At 60.2% G+C, this 22,725-nt stretch carries 20 protein-coding genes and 1 pseudogene; 9 read left to right on the top strand and 12 right to left on the bottom strand.

What is annotated here, in order from left to right:
* Position 1: 1 nt before the first annotated feature.
* The 4 genes from HBR93_RS19750 to HBR93_RS19765 are packed head-to-tail and all read left to right on the top strand — an operon-like array spanning position 2 to position 4,821.
* Positions 2-928, top strand: a complete 927-nt coding sequence (locus HBR93_RS19750; RefSeq protein ID WP_169960902.1) for a 4-hydroxyproline epimerase — start codon at positions 2-4, stop codon at positions 926-928.
* A 44-nt stretch (positions 929-972) separates the two neighbouring features.
* The gene (locus HBR93_RS19755) at positions 973-1,920 is read left to right on the top strand and encodes a dihydrodipicolinate synthase family protein (protein WP_057441006.1); all 948 of its coding nucleotides are present in this window, start codon (positions 973-975) and stop codon (positions 1,918-1,920) included.
* A 55-nt stretch (positions 1,921-1,975) separates the two neighbouring features.
* Positions 1,976-3,547, top strand: a complete 1,572-nt coding sequence (locus tag HBR93_RS19760) for an aldehyde dehydrogenase (NADP(+)) (RefSeq protein ID WP_169960903.1) — start codon at positions 1,976-1,978, stop codon at positions 3,545-3,547.
* A 2-nt stretch (positions 3,548-3,549) separates the two neighbouring features.
* On the top strand, positions 3,550-4,821 hold the full coding sequence (locus HBR93_RS19765; protein WP_169960904.1) for an FAD-dependent oxidoreductase: 1,272 nt from the start codon (positions 3,550-3,552) through the stop codon (positions 4,819-4,821).
* Positions 4,822-4,841: 20 nt separating this feature from the next.
* On the opposite strand, the gene HBR93_RS19770 is transcribed toward HBR93_RS19765, so the two are convergent.
* The 4 genes from HBR93_RS19770 to HBR93_RS19785 form a co-directional block, all read right to left on the bottom strand.
* Positions 4,842-5,969: a fimbrial protein gene (locus HBR93_RS19770; protein ID WP_169960905.1), complete on the bottom strand. Its 1,128-nt coding sequence runs from the start codon at positions 5,967-5,969 to the stop codon at positions 4,842-4,844.
* Positions 5,966-8,425, bottom strand: a complete 2,460-nt coding sequence (locus HBR93_RS19775; protein WP_337993588.1) for a fimbria/pilus outer membrane usher protein — start codon at positions 8,423-8,425, stop codon at positions 5,966-5,968. Before HBR93_RS19775 ends, HBR93_RS19770 begins: the two co-directional genes overlap by 4 nt.
* Positions 8,426-8,596: 171 nt before the next feature.
* On the bottom strand, positions 8,597-9,262 hold the full coding sequence (locus HBR93_RS19780; protein WP_307830297.1) for a fimbria/pilus periplasmic chaperone: 666 nt from the start codon (positions 9,260-9,262) through the stop codon (positions 8,597-8,599).
* A 153-nt stretch (positions 9,263-9,415) separates the two neighbouring features.
* Positions 9,416-9,964: a fimbrial protein gene (locus HBR93_RS19785; protein ID WP_169960907.1), complete on the bottom strand. Its 549-nt coding sequence runs from the start codon at positions 9,962-9,964 to the stop codon at positions 9,416-9,418.
* A 252-nt stretch (positions 9,965-10,216) separates the two neighbouring features.
* Between HBR93_RS19785 and HBR93_RS27035 the strand changes: the two genes are divergently transcribed.
* A complete protein-coding gene (locus tag HBR93_RS27035; protein WP_258571518.1) occupies positions 10,217-10,351 on the top strand; it encodes a hypothetical protein in 135 nt (44 codons plus the stop codon).
* A gap of 14 nt (positions 10,352-10,365) precedes the next feature.
* Here HBR93_RS27035 and HBR93_RS19790 read toward each other — a convergent pair whose 3' ends face one another.
* The 5 genes from HBR93_RS19790 to HBR93_RS19810 all read right to left on the bottom strand — a co-directional run bounded on the left by HBR93_RS19790 (position 10,366) and on the right by HBR93_RS19810 (position 18,255).
* Complete coding sequence (locus HBR93_RS19790) at positions 10,366-12,714, bottom strand: transporter substrate-binding domain-containing protein (protein WP_169960908.1); 2,349 nt, start codon at positions 12,712-12,714, stop codon at positions 10,366-10,368.
* Positions 12,711-15,098 (bottom strand): ATP-binding protein, encoded by a 2,388-nt coding sequence (locus tag HBR93_RS19795; RefSeq protein ID WP_169960909.1) that lies wholly within the window; start codon positions 15,096-15,098, stop codon positions 12,711-12,713. Before HBR93_RS19795 ends, HBR93_RS19790 begins: the two co-directional genes overlap by 4 nt.
* Positions 15,095-15,760 (bottom strand): response regulator transcription factor, encoded by a 666-nt coding sequence (locus HBR93_RS19800; protein ID WP_169960910.1) that lies wholly within the window; start codon positions 15,758-15,760, stop codon positions 15,095-15,097. Before HBR93_RS19800 ends, HBR93_RS19795 begins: the two co-directional genes overlap by 4 nt.
* 113 nt (positions 15,761-15,873) lie before the next feature.
* The gene (locus HBR93_RS19805) at positions 15,874-16,539 is read right to left on the bottom strand and encodes a response regulator transcription factor (protein WP_057959907.1); all 666 of its coding nucleotides are present in this window, start codon (positions 16,537-16,539) and stop codon (positions 15,874-15,876) included.
* Between the two features lie 381 nt (positions 16,540-16,920).
* The gene (locus tag HBR93_RS19810) at positions 16,921-18,255 is read right to left on the bottom strand and encodes an EAL domain-containing protein (RefSeq protein WP_169960911.1); all 1,335 of its coding nucleotides are present in this window, start codon (positions 18,253-18,255) and stop codon (positions 16,921-16,923) included.
* Between the two features lie 276 nt (positions 18,256-18,531).
* On the opposite strand from HBR93_RS19810, the gene proP reads away from it, so the two are divergent.
* Positions 18,532-20,034 (top strand): glycine betaine/L-proline transporter ProP, encoded by a 1,503-nt coding sequence (proP, locus tag HBR93_RS19815; protein ID WP_169960912.1) that lies wholly within the window; start codon positions 18,532-18,534, stop codon positions 20,032-20,034.
* A 313-nt stretch (positions 20,035-20,347) separates the two neighbouring features.
* On the opposite strand, the gene HBR93_RS19820 is transcribed toward proP, so the two are convergent.
* Together HBR93_RS19820 and HBR93_RS19825 are read right to left on the bottom strand one after the other, a co-directional pair.
* Positions 20,348-20,680, bottom strand: a complete 333-nt coding sequence (locus HBR93_RS19820; RefSeq protein WP_057959910.1) for a DUF2790 domain-containing protein — start codon at positions 20,678-20,680, stop codon at positions 20,348-20,350.
* 214 nt (positions 20,681-20,894) lie between these two features.
* On the bottom strand, positions 20,895-21,098 hold the full coding sequence (locus tag HBR93_RS19825) for a hypothetical protein (protein WP_169960913.1): 204 nt from the start codon (positions 21,096-21,098) through the stop codon (positions 20,895-20,897).
* Between the two features lie 146 nt (positions 21,099-21,244).
* Here HBR93_RS19825 and HBR93_RS19830 point away from each other — a divergent pair, with 146 nt between their 5' ends.
* The 3 genes and pseudogenes from HBR93_RS19830 to HBR93_RS27040 all read left to right on the top strand — a co-directional run.
* Positions 21,245-21,850: a hypothetical protein gene (locus HBR93_RS19830; RefSeq protein WP_169960914.1), complete on the top strand. Its 606-nt coding sequence runs from the start codon at positions 21,245-21,247 to the stop codon at positions 21,848-21,850.
* A gap of 49 nt (positions 21,851-21,899) precedes the next feature.
* The gene (locus HBR93_RS19835) at positions 21,900-22,421 is read left to right on the top strand and encodes a GNAT family N-acetyltransferase (protein WP_169960915.1); all 522 of its coding nucleotides are present in this window, start codon (positions 21,900-21,902) and stop codon (positions 22,419-22,421) included.
* 54 nt (positions 22,422-22,475) lie between these two features.
* A pseudogene (locus HBR93_RS27040) lies at positions 22,476-22,598 on the top strand (DUF6434 domain-containing protein); the annotation flags it as partial.
* A 19-nt stretch (positions 22,599-22,617) separates the two neighbouring features.
* Here HBR93_RS27040 and HBR93_RS27045 read toward each other — a convergent pair.
* Positions 22,618-22,725: IS3 family transposase (locus tag HBR93_RS27045; protein ID WP_146047486.1), on the bottom strand; the 108-nt coding region annotated here is incomplete at its 5' end.

Here is a 22,725-nt window from a genome sequence, read left to right on the forward strand (position 1 = left end):
GATGAAACGACTGCATGTGATTGACTCCCACACCGGCGGCGAACCGACGCGCCTGATCATCAATGGCTTCCCGCAGCTGGCCGGCCAGACCATCGCCGAGCAGCTCGAGAGCCTGCGCACCGAGCACGACCCATGGCGCCGCGCCTGCCTGCTGGAGCCCCGTGGCAACGATGTACTGGTCGGCGCGCTGTACCGCGAGCCGGTCTCGCCGGGGGCCACCTGCGGGGTGATTTTTTTCAACAACGCCGGCTACCTCGGCATGTGTGGCCACGGCACCATCGGCCTGATTGCCTCGTTGCACTACTTGGGCCGCATCGCGCCAGGGGTGCACAGCATCGACACGCCGGTGGGCCAAGTCAGCGCCACCCTGCATGAGGACGGCGCGGTCACCCTGCGCAACGTGCCCGCCTATCGCTATCGCCAGCAGGTGCCCGTGGATGTACCGGGGCATGGCCGGATCTACGGCGATATTGCCTGGGGCGGCAACTGGTTTTTCCTGGTGTCCGAGCACGGCCAGGATTTGCACATGGCCAATGTCGAGGTCCTTACCGACTTCACCTGGGCCATGCTCAAGGCCCTCGAAGCCCAAGGCATCCATGGCGCAGACGGCGCGTTGATCGACCATATCGAACTGTTCGCCGATGACGACCAGGCCGACAGCCGCAACTTCGTCATGTGCCCCGGCAAGGCCTACGACCGCTCGCCCTGCGGCACGGGTACCAGCGCCAAGCTGGCCTGCCTGGCCGCCGATGGAAAACTTCAGGCCGGTGAGCCCTGGGTACAAGCCAGCATCACCGCCAGCCAATTCGAAGGCCGTTTTGAATGGGAGGGCGAACGCATCCGCCCCTTCATCACCGGCCGCGCCTATATGACCGCCGACAGCACCTTGCTGATCGACGAACAGGACCCCTTCGCCTGGGGCATTTGAGCACCCGGCAGCGTTACAACAGACCCTTCCAAGGAGATAGAACCATGAGCGATAACATTTTCACCGGCTGCATCCCTGCCCTGATGACCCCGTGCACCGCCGAGCGTCAGCCGGACTTCGACGCCCTGGTCGCCAAGGGCCGCGAACTGATCGACATCGGCATGAGCGCCGTGGTGTATTGCGGCTCCATGGGCGACTGGCCGTTGCTCACCGAAGCCCAGCGCCAGGAAGGCGTGGCGCGCCTGGTGGCTGCGGGCATCCCGACCATTGTCGGCACCGGGGCGGTCAACAGCCGTGAAGCAATATCCCATGCCGCCCACGCCGCCAAGGTCGGCGCCCACGGTTTGATGGTCATCCCACGGGTGCTGTCCCGTGGCGCTTCGGCCACTGCGCAAAAGGCCCACTTCGCGGCGATCCTCAGCGCCGCACCGAACCTGCCGTCGGTGATCTACAACAGCCCCTACTACGGCTTCGCCACCCGCGCCGACCTGTTCTTTGAACTGCGTCGCGAGTACCCGAACCTGATCGGCTTCAAGGAGTTCGGCGGCGGTGCCGACCTGCGCTATGCGGCCGAACACATCACCTCCAAGGACGATGACGTGACCCTGATGGTCGGTGTCGATACCCAGGTGGTGCACGGTTTCGTCAACTGCAACGCCACCGGCGCGATCACTGGCATCGGCAACGCCCTGCCACGGGAAGTCCTGCAACTGGTGGCCCTGAGTAAGAAGGCCGCCAAGGGCGATGCCAAGGCCCGGCGCCAGGCCCGGGAGCTGGAAGCGGCGCTGGCGGTGCTGTCGTCCTTCGATGAGGGCTGCGACCTGGTGCTCTATTACAAGCACCTGATGGTGCTCAATGGCGACCTGGAATACAGCCTGCACTTCAACGACAGCGATGTGCTCAGCGATGCCCAGCGCCGGTATGCCGAGCACCAGTACGCGCTGTTCCGCCAGTGGTACGCCAACTGGTCGGCAGAACAGAACGTCGACTGACTGCTCGTACGCCGCTGCTACACAGCGGCGTCCCTTCTTTTTTCAGGAACAGGCCATGACTCTGACAGGCAATATGCTGATCGGTCAGCACTCCATTCCCGGCACCCGCACAGCCATCCGTGCGATCAACCCAGCCACCGATGCTGCGCTGGAACCGGCCTATCCCGGCGGTTCCACCGAGCAGGTGGCCCAGGCTTGCGCGTTGGCGTGGTCAGCCTTCGACAGCTACCGCGAGACATCCCTGGCGGCGCGTGCTGAATTCCTCGAAACCATCGCCAGCGAAATCGAAGCCCTCGGCGATGAACTGATCGAGCGTGCCGTGGCCGAAACCGGCTTGCCCCACGCGCGGATTCAGGGCGAACGGGGCCGCACCTGCCAGCAACTGCGTACCTTCGCCCGCACCGTACGCGCTGGCGAATGGCTGGACGTGCGGGTCGATGGCGCCCAACCAGGCCGCCAGCCCCTGCCCCGTGCCGACCTGCGCCAACGCCAGGTGCCGCTGGGCCCGGTGGCCGTATTCGGCGCCAGTAACTTCCCGCTGGCGTTCTCGGTGGCCGGCGGTGATACCGCTTCAGCCCTAGCCGCCGGTTGCCCGGTGATCGTCAAGGCCCACGGCGCCCACCCCGGCACCAGCGAACTGGTGGCCCGCGCGCTGGCCCGTGCCGTGAAGCAGTGTGGTCTGCCCGAGGGCGTGTTTTCCCTGCTGTACGGTTCCGGACGCGAAGTGGGGATTGCCCTGGTCAGCGACCCAAGGATCAAGGCAGTGGGATTCACCGGTTCGCAAAGTGGCGGTATCGCCTTGTGCCAGGCGGCCCAGGCACGGCCGGAGCCCATTCCGGTGTACGCGGAAATGAGCGCCATCAACCCGGTGTACCTGTTTCCGGGCGCCCTCAAGGCGCGCGGCGAAACGCTGGCACAAGGGTTTGTTGCCTCATTGACCCAGGGCGCCGGGCAGTTCTGCACCAACCCCGGCCTGGTGATTGCGGTTCAAGGTCCGGAACTGCAGCAGTTTGTCAGCCTCGCCAGCGACTTGCTGCAACGCAGCCCGGCGCAGACCATGCTCACACCGGGCATCTTCCAGGCCTATGAGGCGGGCATCGGCGCACTGGCTGAGCATGCCCACTGCCTGGCCAGCGGGTTGCCGGCGCAAGGGCCGAACCAATGCCAGGCGCAGCTGTTTACTACCCACGCGCAAGACTTCCTTACCAACCCGCATTTGCAGGCCGAAGTCTTCGGCGCCGCCTCGCTCCTGGTGCAGTGCGCCGACAACGCGCAAATGCGCCAAGTGACTGAGCACCTCGAAGGCCAGTTGACCGCCACCCTGCACCTGGATGAGGGCGATGTTGAACAGGCACGGGCATTGCTGCCGGCACTTGAGCGCAAGGCTGGCCGGCTGCTGGTCAACGGCTGGCCGACCGGGGTCGAGGTGTGTGATGCCATGGTGCATGGCGGGCCCTTCCCCGCGACCTCGGACTCGCGCTCGACCTCGGTCGGCACCGCCGCGATCCTGCGCTTCCTGCGGCCGGTGTGCTACCAGGACTTCCCCGACAGCCTGCTGCCCGACGCACTGAAACAAGGCAATCCGCTGCGGCTGCGACGCTTGCTCGACGGCCAGAGAGAAGCCTGATCATGCTCGACAATCGTCAACCCGAGATCGACATCGCGGTGGTCGGCGCCGGCATCATCGGCGTCGCCTGCGCGCTGCAACTGGCGCACCAGGGCCGGCGCGTGGTGGTCATCGACCAGCAGGAACCGGGGATGGGCGCCTCGTTCGGCAATGCCGGGCATCTAGCCACCGAACAGGTGTTCCCCATCGCCGACCTGTCGATCCTGATGCGCCTGCCCGCGATGCTCATGGACCCCATGGGCCCGCTGCGCCTGGACTGGAAATACCTGCCCCGTGCGCTGCCCTGGTTTGCTCGCCTATTGTTAAACCTGCGCCCGGCCGCCTACCAGCGCACGGTCGCCGGTATCCGTGCCCTCAACGAAAGCAGCCTGGGCGCCTGGCAGCGCTTGTTGGCGAACATCGACCGGCCCCAGTTGATGCGCGAGGACGGCTCGCTGCTGGTGTTCGAGCGTGCCGAATCGCGGCAAGCAATTGAGGGTTTGCAAGCGCGCATGACCCAGCAGAACGTGCCGGTGGACTGCTGGTCGGCCGACGCCGTGCAGCAGGCCGCACCGCAATTGAGCGAGCGGATCCAGGGGGGCTTGTTCTTTCCCCGCACCGGGCATTTCCTCGATCCGTATCGCGTGGTGTGCGAACTGGTCGAGGCCGCCAAGGCCAGCGGCGTGACCTTTCTCAAGCGCCAGGTCCAGGACGGCCAGCTTCAGAACCAGGGCGTTGCACTGATCACCGACCAGGGCCGATTGGCCGCACGCCAGGTGGTGATCGCCTGCGGCGCACACTCGGCCAGGCTCACCCAGGCGCTGACCGGCAAAAAGGTGCCCCTGGACACCGAGCGCGGTTATCACCTGATGCTGCCCCATGAACAAGACCGCTTGCCCTTCGCCGTCACCTCACTGGAACGCAAGTTCATCATGACGCCCATGAGCGATGGGCTACGGCTGGCCGGCACCGTGGAATTCGCCGGCCTCGACCGCCCGCCAAACATGCAGCGCGCCTGGCAGTTGCACCGGCTCAGCCGCGGCCTGTTGCGTGACGAACTGAGCGCTGAGGACGCCACGCCGTGGATGGGCTTTCGGCCGTCGTTGCCGGACTCGCTGCCGATCATCGACCGGGTGTGCGACGGCAGAGTGTTGCTTGCTTTCGGGCATCAACATTTGGGGTTGACGCAAGCGGCCGTCACCGCCGAGCTGGTCGCCCAGCTGGTATCGCCGATCTACCTGCCCCAGCCCCTGGGATTGCCGGCATTGGCGGCCTATCGGCTGGATCGGTTCTGACGCAGACCTAGCAGGAGCAATCACTGGTAAATAATCGTAAACGTCGCCGAGGCATTCGCCGGGCCGGGGGTTACCTTGCTCGCCGTCTGCAGGTAGCGGGCGCGCAAGGGGATCGTATAACTCCCCTCGTTGGGGCGCAGGGTGAGGCCGCTGCTTTGGTTGGCCCCAAGGATGACCGAGTTGCCGTTGCGGTTCTGCACCTGCACGCCAACCCCTGTGGCGGCGGGCGCACTGCCCGTGGCGCCAGGGTCGAGGCTCAGTACACCGTTATTCGTGTTGATCGCCGTACGCGCGGGGTCGATGCGGTACTGCAGGGTGTTACGCACCAGAGAGCCACTATTGACGTTCGTACCAGGAGGCGACGTGCCACTTTGCGATGACCAGGCCGGCCCCGTTGTCGTATAGATCCCGTTGAACGCCGGGCAGTCATTCAAAGCGATGGAAAAATCCGTCCAGCCCGTGCTGCTGTTGAGCCCGGTGAACTTGGAGGTCAGATGAGAGCCCATGGGCACCGAGACATCCGGTGTACGGCAGGTACTCGAGACAATCTGGATATTGCCGGAGATCCCCATACTGAAGCCGCGCATTCTCGCATCGCCGAAGTTGCCGAACAGACTGACGACTGGCAACGTACTGCCCACCAATACACCAGGCGTTACATCGCCCAGTTTGATCAAGACCAGCTCAAAGTTCGAAGGCCCGTCAAATGGGACCACACACCTGTAGCCAGATGCGCATGTGGTCCATGCCTTGCCAGATTGCCTTGGCAGCAGGCCGCCCGAGCTGTTGAAGGCAACCCCCAGCCCCGGAATGCTGGTTCTATAGACCTTGTTGGCGTAGGTCCCGCTGGACACATTGGCCATGGCATAACTGGAGTCGACTGTCATCTCAGTCCACTGCTGATACGGGGCATAGAGGCATTCAAGCTTGGGCGCCTGGCCCGCAGCCATGCTGAAGCGCTGACGATATACCTCGGTACCCACCGGCAGATCGCGCCCGATAGTGATCGCCGAAATCTGCAATGGCATGGAGCCCACGGCCGGCTGGATACCCTCCATGTAGGTGCAAGTGACCGCCATGGCCGTCCCCGCCGCCGCCCACAATGCCGCGACGGCCAGGCCCGCCTTGATCAAAGCGCCAATATTCATAACTGTACCTTTTGAAGAGTGTTGGGCTGCACGCTGCCAGCGACTTGCTTACCGGCCGCACAAACCGCGTCTACCTGTTGCAATTGCTGCCCTTCGCCGGGGCCCGCCGGGATGACCAGTGCGCACTGTTGATGGGTCTTGCTTCCCCAGTTGATCAGTAACTGACGGGTTTGCGGCTTGATCCGTGCGTAGAGCTGGCCACCCTGCCCGACCACGCCGACCGAGGTGCCGTCGATATCTGTCACGCCAGCACCAAAGGGCAGGCTGCTGCCATCGTCGAGGCGTACGTTGAGCAACACTGCGCGGCCCTGGTTGGTGGTGTACTTGAGGTGCACCACCGCACCGGCGCGCGGGGCCACCTGTTGGCTGGTTTCGCTGAGCTCGACGTCCAGCGAGCTACCAATAGGGTCGATTGCCACTTCGTTCAACTCATATGGCCGCAGGTACGGCACCACGGCATTGCCGCGGCTGTCGAGCTTGAGGCCAGGGTAGCCGGACACCTTGGCCCCCTGCGCACCCGGGGCACTGACCACCGCCATGGTTTCACCGCGATAAGGAGTCATGGTCACCCCATCGGCATGCGCCACCACGCTGCCGCTCGCGCCCACCGAGGCGCTGGTGTAGCCATCACCGCGTCCCAGGGCAGCGCTGAGCATGGCGCGCGCGCCGGTGTATTGGCCATTGAGGGCCGCGCTCTTGCTGTTACTGGCACCGTCATGGCCGACCGTCGCGCCGTAGCCATATTGACGGTCCTCGCCAGCGGTGCCGCTGATGCCGGCCTGCTCGCTGTAGTTGCCTTGGGAGTCACGTCCTACCTGTGCGGTCATTTGCGGGCTGAAGCCTGGACCGCCAAATTCCAGAGGCATGCTCATGGTCAGCAAAAAGCTGTTTTCCATGTCCCCCAGGCCCATGCGGCTGCGGTTGGCGTTCACACTGAAGCTGATGCGATTGAACTGCTTGCTGTAGCTGAACTGGTACTGCAAATCACTGCCCGGCAGGTTCCAGTAGTTCTGCGCATAGCCGCTGATTGCCACTTGCCCCCACTCCCCCAGGCTCTGGTCGGCGGTGACCGAAAAGCGACTGCGCGGGCGCCCGAACATGCTGGTGTCCCACCCCGTTTTCTCGGCATCGAGCAGTTGCATGGCGTTACTGAAGTCCAGGTATTCGCTGGTAGAAAAACGATAAGCCGCAACGGTGAAGTTACTGCCCGTGCTGAGCACATTTTTGCTGTAGGACACCCGCATGCTCTGCCCTTTGGCGGCACCAGTGGCCAGGTCGGTCTGGGCGTGAGTCAAGTCGATGGCCATGGCACCGATCGGCGTGCCAAACGCCAGGCCGGTGAGCACGGCGGTGTAGTCATCGCTGGACTGCATCCCGGCAAATCCGGTGAACGTATTGTTCAGACCATATTGCACAGTGCCTTGTAGCAGGCGCGATTGCTTGTCGACGTAGTTATTGCGGGTCTCGCCTGCGGTCAGACTGAAACGCGAGGTACCGGGGCGCAGCAACTGGCTGACCGAGGCATAGGGCACGATGAAGTTCTGCTCGGTGCCGTCGGCTTCCGCCACGCTGACACTGAGGTCGCCGCCATAGCCGGTTGAATACAGGTCATCAATCACAAATGCCCCGGGAGCCACGGTGGTTTCCAGCAGGATGTTGCCGGCCTGGCGAATGGTCACACGGGCGTTGGTGCGGGCAATCCCACGGATCACCGGGGCATAGCCGCGCATGGAGTCGGGCAGCATGCGGTCGTCACTGGCCAGTTGCACACCACGGTAGGACAGGGTGTCGAAGATCTCGCCGGTGGTGTTGGACTCACCCACCGTCAGTTGGCTTTTCAACGCGGTGATGTCGCGTTGCGCATAGGAGTCCAGTGCTTGGTAATTATTGCCCTGACGTGACTGCCAGCTCATCGACGCGTTGTGGCGCAGGCGCCAGTCACCCAGGTTGAGGCCGGTGTGCAGGCCCAGGAATGCCGAGTCAGAGTTGCCACTGCGGGTACGGTTACGGCTGCCATTGAAGCTGTAGCTGAGCATGCCTGCGGTCACGCCGCGATCCCACAGTTCCGGGCTGACGTATCCTCGGACATTGCGCCGCAGCGCCGCCTGGGGAATGCTCAGGTCGAGGGCCTGGTTTTCCGGTGAAAAATTCGCGGTTGCACCCGGGATCAGACTGCCCACGGCGGCACAGCCCTGGCTGTCCAGCGCCAAAGTGCTTTCAGGCGCCAGCTTGCTCATCTCCACACCCTGACGCTCAAGCAAGCCACGCGTCATGCAGACCACCGGCTTACTGCCGTCGGCCTGGGCGTCGATGCGAATGTCCTGGCGGCTGTTCAACTGGCCGTTAAGCACTACGTCTGCACGGTATTGCCCGGGCATCACCGGGTTGCCGGTCTGGTAGGCGCCCAAGTCGAGATTGCGCGAGTCTTCAGGCAGGAACGCATCATTGAACTGCACCTCTTGCGCCAGCGCACCCTGTATACCCCATGCACCAGGGGCGATGGCCAATACCCTGAGGATCAAGGCAGAGAGCGGATTCAAGGCGAAGCAAGGCCGCGCCCGCAGAGAAAGCCTGCAGCTGGAAGAGGTCGACATAAATGACTCGCGACTAAAAAACTTGAGGTTTAATCAGGGCTTGAGTGCTTTACGGGTCGGGATCAGTGCGCCGTAATCGTTGATAGCGCTGAACTCCACCTGAGCACCCGCAGCCGGTCGGACCTTGAGCGTTGGGAGCACAAATTGGCGGGTTTCACCCGGAGCGATCATGCCGTCTTCACTGCGCTCACGCTGGGCGCCAGCCACCAGTTCCAACTCGATCAGCGAAACATGGAACGCCGACGGATTGAAGGCCTGCAAGGCCAAGCCTTGCCCATCGCGTGCGGGCACCAATTGCCACTGCACCTGCTCGATCGCCTCGCTGGCAGTGCCTGGCAAGCCGGTCGGGCGATAAAACAATTTGATCCGCGAACGGAATGCCATTTGCAGCGTATTGATATCTGCACCCGCCTCGGGCTTGGGTGGAATTTCCAATACGTTGAGCCAGAACACCGACTCTTTGTCCTGGGCCATTGGAGCCCCGGTAAACAACACCCGCAGGCTTTGGCCCTTGGTCGGATCGATGCGCGCCACCGGCGGTGAAAGCAGGAACGGCGCCTTGGAGCTGGTCGGAGTCGACTCAACGCTGCCGGTGTCGATCCACGACTGGATCAGCGCTGGCTGCGTGCCGTTGTTGTTGAGTTTTACCGTGATTTCTTTCTGGTCCGCCGGGTAGAGCAGGCGGGTTCCGGTAATCACTACACCCCCGATAGCCTGGGAACACGTCAGTGTCACAAGGCTTGCCAGGAGCAATTGTCTGAGGGCAGATGTGCAAGGCATTACGTAATCCCGTTGCTGCCTGGAAGCACGCCCTTTTGTTGTTGAACAGGGCGTGTGTCCATGAGCGGCGACTTACTGATAATTGATGGAGTAAGTCACGGAGCCAACTACGGTACCCGGAGTGGTCGGGGCTTGAGCGTAGTACTGGACAGCGTATGGTAGGATGGCGGCCTTGGAGGTTGCATCGATGGCAATACGGCTGGTGGAAGTGACCTGCGCAGTGTTGCCGGCCTTGATCGCGTTGCCATTGGTTGCGTCAACCAATTGCAGCTGAACCTGGGTGGCAGTACCGCTCACGTTCTTCAGGTTGCCGCTGGTTGCATCAACGCTGCCGCTCGACTCAAAGAATGCAGCAGCTGTTTTCAGCGCGGCAGAACAATCGCTCAGCTCGATATTGAAACCGGTCTGGCCTGCCACTTGGCCTTTTGTTCCCAGGGCAGCGGTAGAGATGGTTGGCAGCGTGACAGTCGACGGGCTCGCACCAGCCGCGCCGTTAACCGCAACCTTGCAGGTTTCGGCTTTCAGTTCGCCGTTGAAATCGATTTTGCCGTCTGAAGCCAGAGCAATGGTAGAGGCGGTGGCAGCGACCAGTACAGCGAGGGCGCGGGCTTTGTAATTCATGAGTAACTCCGAGAGAGCGATGTTCTACAGTAAGTTATAAAGCTTCCGTTTATCGGAGAGCTTCTGTGCTGTTGCGGGGCTAAGTTTAGGGAGCCCACATCGAACTCAATATAGGAGTGCTCTGAAAAACAATTGAGCACGGAAAATTCCCAACAATTAAAACCACTATAAAACTTACTGTCGCACTGCACTATTTAATGGAAAAACATTAGTAACCCGTCTATAGGAGCACTCCTAAAAACAGGCGCTGCAATGTTTATCAATGCAGAAGCAGCGAACAACCGGTGGCCGCCATCGAGTTTTATCGAGGCGGTGAGGCAGATGTTGCGGCAGGGCATGCAATTCGCGGCGATTGCATCATTCCCAGATCAACCTGTCCTGCTGTGAAGCCCCTACTCTACCTAGGCTCCGCAGGGAAGCCCGGCCCTGTGCTCAAGCAGGCTACGGGCATGGCCCGCAACCGCTTCTGCTGGCCAGTTCACTTCGTCCTGCAACAGCACTTCGATACGCTGCGCGGTGGCCGCGAAGTCCTCCCAGCCGACGTCCAACGCGGCAGTGCGCAGTCTGTGTAGCGCCTCCAGCGCCATGCCGCGATCGCGCAAGGCAAGTAGTTCTATGAGGCGGTTAAGTTCCTGGCGCACAGCCTCCGGCGACCCTGGAGTTTCCAGGTACTCTGCAACTTGCGGCGCCGGGGTTACTTCGCACCAGAGTTCAATCATCTGCTGCAACATGGCCTGTTGGACCGGTTTGCTCAGTACACCATCCATACCGGCATCGAAACAACGTTGCAGGTATTCATTCCCGCTAAATTGCGAGAGCGCGATGATCGGGCAATATGAGCGTTCCTGTTGGAGCTGCGACTCACGAAACGCGCTGACCATGCGCTCGGCGTCGCCCTCTGGCGAGTCACAGTCGATCAGCACCATACCGACCCGGTGCGCACTGAACAACGCCACCGCCTGGTCAGCATCAGCCGCCAGCAGCGCCGCGCAACCAAGGCTGTCGAGTTGTGCCTGCAACACTTGCCGACTGGGTAGCGAGTCGTCCACCACCAACACCTGCAAACCGTTAGCCGATTCCGCGCTCGGCGCAGGCTCAGGTGCCGGCAGTTGCGGGGAAACAGCCCGCTCAACTGGCAACCGCACCTCGACCTGGGTACCGACCCCCTGCAAGCTGCTGAGCACCAACCTGCCGCGCATCAACCTGACCAGGCGCCGGCAGATCACCAGGCCCAGGCCGGTACCGCCAGTGCGCCGATAGGATTGCTTGGCCTGGGCATACGGTCGGAACAGCGAGGCTTGCGCCTGCTTGGACAAGCCTATGCCCGTATCGATGACCCGGATCACCAGCTGTCGCACCTCGACCGCAGGCTTTTCCAGCTGTTGCAACTGCACCTCTACCCGGCCCACAGCGGTGAACTTGACGGCGTTGCAGATCAGGTTGCGCAGCACCTGCGCCAGACGCAGTTCGTCCAGCAACAATGGGGCGCCGGGACGCTCGCCGGTGACGAGGAGCTCAATGCCCTTTTCCTGTGCTTGCGTTCGATGCTCATCGACTATCCGCAAGACCAGCGCCCATAGGTCCACCGGTTCAAGATTGAGGGCCAGTTGCCCGGCTTCCATCTTGGAGATATCCAGCACATCATCCACCAGCCGCAGCAAGGTATTGGCGCCGCTATTGGCCAAGCTGGTGAAATGTCGCTGCTGCTCATCGAGCGGGGTGTGCTCCAGCAGTTCCACGGCGGCCAGCACTGCGTTCATCGGCGAACGCACTTCATGGCTGATGACCGCCAGGAACATCGCCTTCTCCCGTTCGCTGTTCATGGCCTGGCGCCGTTGCAGGCGACTTTGCACGACCAGTCCGACAAGCACTGCCACCACGGCCAGCAGCAACCACAGCTCACCTTGGTAGTGCTCGGCAATGGCCTTGACGGTGGGAATATCCAGGTCCATATCCACAAACCAGGCGTCATAGATCGCCTTGCGCTCTTCGCCGCTGATGGACGCCAGCACCTTGTCCAAAATAGACAGCAGGAGCACATCGCTGTCACGTACTGCCATGCTCACACCGGTATGCAGCAACGGCAGCACCCCAGAAATCTGCAGTACCCCATGATATTGGCGGGACAGGTAGGGAATCAGCAGCCATTCCGAAGCAATCGCCGCGTCCGTGCGGCCGTCCTTGACCATCGCCATCATGTCCAGCGCATTCAGGGCTGAAACAATGGTTATCCCCGGGGCCTTACGCTTCAAAAAAGCGACGTAATCCTCCTCACGCCCCAGCATCACCACCCGCTTGCCGGCGAGTTGCTCCAAGTCGGCAAACGGTTGATCGCCAAAACGGCTGACCATAACGGTCGAGCTGGTGTTGTAGGGCGTGGTGTAACGCAGCCCGAGATCCTTTGCCGGGTCATCGTCCCGGCGCCGGGTGGACAAGATATCGACTTCGCCGCTGATCAGCATGTCCTTGCGGGCGCTGCGCGTAGTGGTGGTGACGGGTTCGAAATACAAGCCCGTGCGCGATGCAATCAACCCCAGGTATTTGGCTGACAACCCTCTGAGTTGGCCATTGCTGATGTATTCAAAAGGCTGCAAGTTATCGAATACGCCAACACGCAGCACCGGATGGGCGGCAATCCAATCACGCTCCTGCTGGGTCAACTCCAGCGGCGTCGGGCCGGCCTGCACCCCGATGCCCAGGTTTCCCAACACGAACGCTATCAGCAGCAGGCGTAGCAATTTGGCGTTCATCGCTGGGTCACCCGCGTGGCACGCGCGGGCGGCAGCACTTCCAGGGGAGCATCCCCGCCCAAGGCCCGCCAATGCTCAACCAACGCCCGCAGGGCCTGGGCGTAGGCCGGGCAATCCCAGCCCTCCTGCGCACGCAGCAGGCGCTCCAGATGCTCGGCACTCTGGCCCAGGGCCAGCCACTCCATAATCAGCGCAGCACCGTGCAGACGATGGGCAACGTGGACGGCGCTGGGGCGGTCACAGAGCGCTATGGCCTTGATCAGGCTCCCCAGGTCACTGGCCATCTCCCGATTGATCGCCGCCTGATCCAGTTGAGGGGCCATCAGGCTCGCACGAGGTGCAGCCAGGGTGACGTCGCACCAGCGCTCGATCACTTCACGCAGTTGCCCAAGGCGTATCGGCTTGCTCAATACGGCGTCCATCCCAGCATCCATGCAACGTTTGAGGTGCTGTTCACCGGTCAGGGCAGAAATGGCAATGATTGGGCAGCGTGGACGCCCCAAGCCGCGCTCGAACTCACGCAGTTCGCGAACCAGGCTGTAACCGTCCTGGTCCGGCAGGTCACAGTCCATCAGAATCAATTGGTAGGCCTGCTGCGCGAACAAGCTGTGGGCCTGGGCGGCATCGGCGGCGATCACCGCCTCGCAGCCAAAGCCGCCGATCTGCGCCCGCAGCACTTCCTGGTTGGCCAGGGTGTCTTCCACGACCAGGATTTGCAGGCCGTCCGTCTCGGCCTCTGCCGCGGACTGCTGAACCTGCGGTGGTTCAGCAGTCTGGGGGGCAAACATTACCGGCACGCAGAGGATGAAGGTCGTGCCAACCCCCGGCTCACTACTGAGTGTGAACGACCCCTGCATCAAGCTCGCCAGTTGCTGGCAGATCACCAGGCCCAGCCCGGTACCACCGGAGCGCTTGTAGGATTGACTGGCCTGGGCATATGGCCGGAACAACGACGCCTGTACCGCTTCGCTGATACCGATCCCGGTGTCGCGCACCTTGACTTGCAACTGTTGACCACCGGCCGGTAGGGCCAACAGGCACAGCTTGATGTCGACACCGCCGGCATCGGTGAACTTGATGGCATTGGAAAGCAGGTTATGAAGAATCTGCGTCAGGCGGGAGCTGTCGAGTAACAGCAAGGGCAGCGCGGTGTGGATGCTCACATTCAGGCTCAGGTGCTTTTCCCGGGCGCGCAGGCGGTGCAAGCCAACTACACCCTGCACCAGCGCCGTCACATCGGTCGGTTCAATGCTCAGGCGCAACGCCCGCGCACCCGAGCCTGGCGTGTCCAGCACGTTATCCAGCAAACGCACCAACGCATTGGCGCCGCCATTGGCAAGGTGCACAAAGTGGCGCTGCTGTTCATTGAGCCGGGTGTGCCCCAATAACTCCATGGCCGCCAGCACGGCATTCATAGGCGAACGGATTTCATGGCCCATGACCGCCAGAAACATGGTTTTTTCCTGCTCGTTGCGCACAGCCTGACGCCACCGGAGATGGCCGCGATAGACCAGCACACACAGGCTGGCCAGCAGCAACGCCCCCATGATCAATACATGCCAGTAGTGGCTGGAGATGGCAACCAGGGTTGGAACATCCAGACCCAGGTCGTGATACCAGTGGTCGTACATCTCATTGCGTTGCTCGGCAGTGATTGAGCCCAGGACTTTTTCGAGGATCGAATGCAGCAGCGCTTGGTCCGAGCGAACCGCCATGCTGACATCCAGCATCTGGCTGCCGACCACACCTGAAGCCTCCAGGATGCCCTGGAACTGGCGGTACAGATAAGGCATCAGGAAGATTTCCGTGGCAACGACCGCGTCAGCACTGCCGTCCCGGACGCGCGTCAGCATCTCCAGGGCCGATTTGCTTTTGATCAGCGTGACCTCGATCCCTGATGCTCCGACGATCTCTTCGTAATGATCCACGTCGGGAACCATCACGGTTTTGCCATGCAGTTGGTCGAGGTCGAAAATATCCGGGTCTTCGAAGCGCGTCACGATGATCGGCGAGGTGGTCTGGTAGGTCAGCAAGGCAAGGCCCTTGGTGGCCGGCTCAGTCCTGAAACGCAAGTAAGAGGACAGCAGATCCACCTGGCCATCGAGGAGCATTTGCTCGCGTATCTCAATGGTCTTTCCCGGGACATAGGTGAATTCAAGGCCGGTGGCATCGGTCACCAATTGCAGGTAATGCGCTGAGCGTCCCTGCAGGGTGCCATCACGCATGTACTCAAAAGGTATCAGGTCTTCGACCACGCCCACCCGCAACACCGGATGCTGCTGTATCCAGCGCTGCTCCTGCTCGCTCAGTTGAACCGGGCCAGCAGCGAAGACGGTCCCTCCAAGCGACCACAACAGCACGCCCCCCAGCCACCACCGCCTCATGGCGAGCCAATGATTTTGTTGAGTTTGAACAGTTCGTTGTTCGACGTAACCCCCAGCTTGCGAAACGCCGAGGTTTTCTGGGTGCTGATGGTCTTGATGCTACGATTGAACTTCTCGGCAATTTCAGTGATGGTCATGCCCGCCAGGTAACAACGAATGACCTCCTGCTCGCGACTGGTCAACTCCGCCAGGATCAGGGCGTCGGGCACTTCGCCAGGGCCTTTGCGGGTATCACTGGTGACGGTTTCGGCCAGGCGATAGGTCATGTCAGGACTCAGGTACACCGCCCCCGACGCCACTTTGCGGATGGCCTTGACCAACTGGTCCATGTCCTCACCCTTGCCGACAAACCCGCGGGCTCCGACACGCATGGCCAGGCCCACGGTCGCCGGGTCGTGATGGGTGGACAACACAAGGATGTGGCTAGCAGGAAACTTGACTCGCAAGGCACGGATCAATGACACGCCGTCCAACTCCTCGGGACTCAGGGAGAAATCCAGTAGCAGCAAGTCTGCAGGCGCTGTGGCGAGACCGGCAATCAGGTCGCGGCTGCGCTCATAAATGCCTACTACTTCAAAGTTCGCCTCGGCCGCCAGGGTATTGGCCAGACCATGTCGAACAACCGCGTGATCATCCAACAAAGCAATACGTATAGATTTCATTATGATCGAGCCCACTCAACCCAGCGCAAACCGCGCTGCCGAAAACAGGGATACCCAACGATAGAACAGTATATGCAATAACCGGCAAATGACACGGCGCCAGCCCGCCAGGTTCAGATACCTTCAATGAGGTGCTTGATCTTGAATAGCTCGTTGTTCGATATCACACCCAACTTGCGAAATGCCGAAGCCTTTTGGGTGCTGATGGTCTTGATGCTACGGCTGAATTTCTCAGCAATTTCGGTGATGGTCATGCCCGTCAGATAACAGCGAATCACTTCCTGCTCACGGGCAGAGAGACTGACAAAGCGCAACGCATCCTCGCGATTGCGCGCCTCGCCGTCATAGTTGACCGCAGTGGCTTCGGCAACCCTGTAGGCCATGTCCGGGCTCAGGTAAACCGCCCCCGACGCCACCAGCCGGACGGCGTCGACCAACTGGCCCATGTCTTCACCCTTGCCGAGAAATCCCCGGGCACCGGCACGCAAGGCCAGGATCACGGTAGCGGCGTCATGGTGCGTAGAGAACACCAGGATGCGGCATTGTGGAAACTTCACCCGTAACGCTCGAATCAGTAACACGCCGTCCAACTCGCTGGGCCCCAGGACATAGTCCAGCAACAGCACCTGCGCCGGGTCCTTGGCCAACCCTGCCAACAGTTCACGCGTCCGGGCGTAGACACCGACCACTTCAAAATCAGGTTCCTGCAGCAATCGATTGACCAGGCCATGTCGCACGATTGCATGATCATCCAGCAAAGCAATTTGTAAGCGTTTCATAGATCACAGGACACTCTGTATAACGAGCAAAAAGATGAAAAATAACGCTATTTCATCATTGGTAAGTTGCCGCCAGGGAAGACGGACCTACAACATCAATTCCATCCGTGCAACTGAGCCATCGCACATTAAAAACAAACAGGCGAACTTTCGATCAGGCAATACAACACCCACCGGCAAACTTTAAGTTGCCAGGCAAGTAGTCGACTTTTTGAGATTCAAGACATCCAGCAGTGGTTATCGAATGGGCAGAGCAGTTAACTCCAGCGGCATACAATATAAAAAAATCGATGATGGAAATTTAAGGCCATGACGAAACAATTGAAATAAGAGCACTCCTAAAAACCGCCTCCTCCCAGAGCCAGACGGACAGAAATATTTTTACGGGTGTTCCCCCCGCTCAATCAGGAAGCTCAAGAAGGCCTCGATTTCCATCGGCCGCGCCAGCGCATAACCCTGCCCGACGCGGCAACCCAGGCGATGCAGTAAAGGGATCGTGGACTCATCCTCAATGCCCTCGGCCACCAGGTTCAGATTCAGCAGGCCGGCCCAACTGACGATGCCCGCAATCACCTTGCGTGATGAGGAATGCTGCTCTACGGCACGCACGAATGAGCCGTCGATTTTCATCTCATCGAACGATAGGTTTGCCAACAGGTTCAGCGTAGCCGCGCCGGTACCAAAATCATCCAGGGACACCTGGAAACCCTTGGCGCGGATCGCCGTCAGTGATGCCGAAAGATGAAGCTCATCCGGTTCGTGTACGTCCTCGGTAAGCTCGATTTTCAGCAAGCGGTTCGGTAAGTCGGCCTGCTGCATCCGTATGGCAAGGCGATCGGCAAAATGTGGGGTACAAATGGTCTTTGCCGATGCATTCACCGCGATGGGGATCAGGATGTTTTCACGCTTGAGCGCCAGCATCGCCCTGATGCTCCACATTTCCACCAGGCTGAACAGCAACAGGTCCAGGCCCAGTCGGTTAACCAACGGCATCAACACCGACGGCGGGATTTCACCAAAGCGCGGGTGCTTCCAGCGCACCAGCGCCTCGGCCCCCACTACACGCCGGCTCAACAGCTCGAATTGTGGCTGGAACACAAAACGCAATCCCTCCCCCGTGGTCAGCGCGTTGATCACTTCATCTTCGGCCAAGGCGTCGAATGTGGTCATGCACAACTGCGGGTCCGGTTTCGCCCGGGTCAGCACCACGGCTCGCAAGGCATCGCCCAGTTCCAGGGTTGCGCCTTCACGCAGAATTTCCACCAGGATCCCTGCAGCCCGGGCCAATCGTGCATGAGACTCCAACGCACTGATGGCCACTCCCCCCATGTACTTGATCCAGAACTGCTGGGTGCCAGTATGCGGGGCAGTCACGCTGCCCCCTTTCACATCGCGTAGTTGGGCATTCAAGGTAGCTTTACCGGTCCAGAAGATGCTCGGCAACTGCGCCACGGCACCGGCATCGTGCAGCCCCTTGAGCAGGCTTGGCAGCATCAGCCCATCATCACATCCTGGGAGAATTTCGCAGACGATGACGTCCACAGGCTGTTCCAACAGACACGCCTCCACGTCCCTCAACGATTGAGCATTGGTCAGCGCTTTAACGCCCATAGTGTTCAGCGTGCCGGCTAACCGATCGGCACAGGTGACGTCAGCTGCCAACGTGATAACGCGTAGGGCGTTGAACTCGTCAGACACGGCGGCATTTACGATCATGACAAAAACTTCCCGATACTTTTCCAGAAAAAAAGCTTAGCAGTACCAAAAAAGATGCAAATAGGACTGGGACTAAAAGTACCCTTGTTCGCGGGGGAGACCCACAACGAAGCGCTGGTCGGTAGGGATCGGAGCTGGCCAATGCGCGCGCTGATAGGCGCGCTAGTGAAAAATAACGTCGAGCGATGAATTATTTAGTGTCCTCATGTATCTGACCCAATAGACCATGCCATTAAAACAATGGCATCGACACCGATCAGCAACAGAGTGACCTGTATGAAATCGCGCAAGAAAAGTGTCAGCCCTATAGGGTTGAAAGACATCACCATTGTCGACGACGCCAAGATGCGCAAGGCGATCACCGCCGCGGCGCTGGGCAATGCCATGGAGTGGTTCGACTTCGGCGTGTATGGCTTTGTCGCCTTCGTACTGGGCAAGGTGTTCTTTCCCGGCGCCGACCCTGGCGTACAGATGATCGCGGCGCTGGCGACCTTTTCCGTGCCGTTCCTGATCCGCCCCCTGGGGGGGCTGTTCTTCGGTGCGTTGGGGGATAAATACGGGCGGCAAAAAGTCCTCGCGGCCACCATCGTGATCATGTCCCTCAGTACCTTTGCCATCGGCCTGATCCCGTCCTATGCCTCGATAGGCATCTGGGCGCCGATCCTGTTGCTGTTGGCCAAAATGGCCCAGGGTTTCTCGGTGGGCGGGGAATATACCGGTGCCTCGATCTTCGTCGCCGAATACGCACCCGACCGCAAGCGCGGCTTTCTCGGCAGCTGGCTGGACTTCGGCTCCATTGCCGGCTTTGTACTCGGCGCTGGCGTGGTGGTCGGGATCTCGTCGGTACTGGGTGAAGAACAGTTCCTGGAATGGGGCTGGCGCCTGCCGTTTTTCCTCGCCCTGCCCCTGGGCATGATCGGCCTGTACCTGCGCCACGCCCTGGAGGAAACCCCGGCCTTCCAGCAGCACGTCGAGAAGCTCGAACAAGGTGACCGCGAAGGCCTGGCACGCGGCCCGCGCGTGTCGTTCAAGGAAATCGCCACCCAACACTGGCGCAGCCTGATGACCTGTGTCGGCGTGGTGGCGGTGACCAACGTCACCTACTACATGCTGCTCACCTACATGCCCAGCTACCTGACACACAACCTGCACTACAGCGAAAACCATGGCGTGCTGATCATCATCGCGATCATGGTGGGCATGCTGTTCGTGCAGCCCTTGATCGGCTTTATCAGCGACAAGGTCGGACGTCGGCCCTTTATCATCGCTGGCAGCATCGGCCTGCTGGCCCTGGCGATTCCGGCCTTTATGCTGATCAACAGCGGCAAGCTGGGGCTGATCTTTGCAGGCTTGCTGATACTGGCAGTGGTGCTGAACTTCTTTATCGGCGTGATGGCGTCTACCCTGCCGGCGATGTTCCCCACCCATATCCGCTATAGCGCCCTGGCCAGTGCATTCAACATCTCGGTGCTGATCGCCGGCCTGACCCCGACTGCCGTGGCCTGGCTGGTGGAAAGCACCAACGACCTGTATATGCCCGCCTACTACCTGATGGTCATTGCCGTGGTGGGCCTGGTCACCGGCCTGACCATGAAGGAAACCGCCAACAAACCCCTGCGCGGCGCGGCGCCGGCGGCGTCGGATATTGAAGAAGCTCGGGAGCTGTTGCAGGAACACCACGACAATATCGAACAGAAAATCGAAGACCTCGACGAGCAGATCGCCGAGCTGGAGGCCAAGCGCAAGAACCTGGCGCAACAGCATCCGCGGATTGACTGACTGATCCCACGGGGGATCTCATAGGGACAGAGAACTGTGGTCCCACCACAAATCCAATGTGGGAGCTGGCTTGCCTGCGATGTCGGCGGGTCAGCCACCCACTATAGTGACTGGTACACCGTCATCGCGGGCAAGCCCGCTCCCACAGGGGACCTCATTGGGGCAGAGAATTGTGGTCCCACCACAAATCCGATGTGGGAGCTGGCTTGCTGAACTGGACTGCCCCTATGAGAAAAACCCGGCGTGTGGGGCCATTTTCTTGAGCAGGCGGTGCGTTACTCCCCAGCAGCGTACGGCTCGCCGCGGCGTCCTTTCAGCGGCCATTGTTACGGCACAGCCCCATGACTTTATATTCGATGGTGTTGAGCTTGCCGCTTGAATCTTCGTAGGTCATCCGCGACGGTACGATGTCACAGGAGCGGATCGGCGGGGTCACGCTGACCACCTTGGCGATGTCCAGTTTCATCCCGTAGCGATAGTCCTGGACCACTGGCCGGTCCTTGCCATGTTTTAACGCGTAAGCCTCCATGGCTTTCTGGTTATCGCTCATCAACGCCTCAAATGCACGATCACTGCCTCCCGTGGCGAGCACGACCGTAGACAATGACAACGCCAATGCAGCAATACTCAGTTTCAACAGGTTCATCGGGTTTACCTCTCAAGTCACTCATTCCAGGCTTGAGATTAACGAACCGACCCTGTCAGCAAGGTAGCTTGATGATTACCTTTCTGTTATCCGCAACCAAACAGTGCCTGCAACGGCAACAAGCATCACCGACTAAGCGCCGACGCGGCCAGTTGTGCTGCCCCGAGGGTGACTCCAGGCTCATCACCGTTCAGGTAAGGCTCAAACAGCGCCATCACTGGGCCCGGAACCTCAGAAAGCTCATGGCAAACAGCCAACCACTGAGCATGGACAGGTAGATAGAGGTGTACGAAGCAACGGTGTAGTCCAATAAGAAGTTGAGCGCGGTCAACGCAATGGCGGCGCACAGGAATTGCGTGGGGAGAAACCGGCTCAGAAAGCGTTCCATTGCTGCATTCAAGGTGCGCAGGTACTTCATTGGTTTATCCCTGGATAATGGTGACGGTATCCGCACACTTACACCCGCCGATCCTGAAAAACACCAGAATAATGCTGCACAGAGCTGATGAGAATCAACCGCAGAAATGCCATAGTCGCCCGTACAGCAAATGGAGTTGGCCCCCAATGAAGCAATACATCCTCTACCCCCTCTTGGCGCTGCTCGCAGGATGCAGCAGCGGGCCGTATCTGCATCCGCAATCGGCAGTGGGCACCCATGCGTTACTCGAACGTACCTGCCCCGGCCCGAAAGCCGCAATGAGCTACGCCCCGCTCTCGGAAGAACTCGATTGGGTGCACGTATTGGTCTATGTAGCACCGCCCGGAACATCCAGCTGGCCAGGCAACCTGCGTTCAACCGACACCGAACTGCGCCTGTTTGGCCGGCTTTACATCCCCCCACGCCTGCGCAACCTGGACACCCCGGATCAACGCCGGGCGGCTTACAAACAAACTGACCCGCCGCTGTGGGTCAGCGCCGATTCGCCGTTGGTCACTGTTACGCTGGCGACAGGCGAGACCTATCAAGTCAGTATCGAACAGCTGAAAACCGGCTTTGACCCCAAGAAGCAACCCAGCAGCAGCCGCAAGGGCACGGCCCTGGGCAAGGGCGATATGGATGATTTCACCCTCACCTTCCCGGCTATATTTGTGAACGGTGAAAAAGTGCCGATGGCGCCGATCCACTTCAAGAAACGCGAAGAGCGCTATGCACCGGTATTTAACTGTTGAGTGAAAAATTCAGGACCTGCGTCCGACAATTCAGGCAAGGAGCAGAGCAGTGATCAGCATTCGGGAAGCAACCATAGAAGACATCCCCCTCCTTCAGGAGCTCGGCATGAAGACATACCGAGAGCATTTCTCTGAAATCTGGACCGCTACGGGCATGCAGAACTTCCTGAACGAAGACTTCTCGACCCGCGAAATGCAGAAATCCATCGAGTCGCCTGCCCATCACTGTTGGCTTATCGCATTTGACGAAACCAACCACGCCGTAGGCTATTCAAAGGTCAACTGGTCCAAACCTATGCCCCTGCCTGGTCAGGCTGGCAGTGAGCTGCAGAAAATTTACTTCCTCAAGTCACAGGCGGGCAAAGGCTACGGAAAGCAACTCTTGCAGCTTATCCACCAGTACGCAAAAGACCGTAAGGAAGGCTCTATCTGGTTGGATGTGCTGAAGTCCAATACCAGTGCACAGCGCTTTTATGAAAACTGCGGATTTGAGGCACTCGGCGAAATTCCGTTCAGTACCGACAAGGCCGACATCGGGATGGTTGTAATGCGCTGCGATCTTTCCCGGTAGACAAGGGTCACGCTTCTCATACCCGCGACGCATTACATCACCCAAGGAATGGCAATGAGCTTCGACTGGCACTCCGGCCCCATCACCCGCACCACCCCACTGGACAAGCACTACAGGAATACACAGAAGGTGCGCCAGTTCCTGATCGGCGAGTGCGGGGGGGCATTCAAGTTCGATCTGAATCGCCCCGGATTCTCTAGACACCTTGCAAGCTCATTGCGTAACGTTTTTCAAACTCTACCGGTGACAGCTGATTGTTGAAACCATGGCGGCGTTTTGGGTTGTAGAACATCTCGATGTAATC

The sequence above is a fragment of the Pseudomonas sp. WS 5411 genome (assembly GCF_012985595.1).
Lineage (GTDB): Bacteria > Pseudomonadota > Gammaproteobacteria > Pseudomonadales > Pseudomonadaceae > Aquipseudomonas > Aquipseudomonas shahriarae.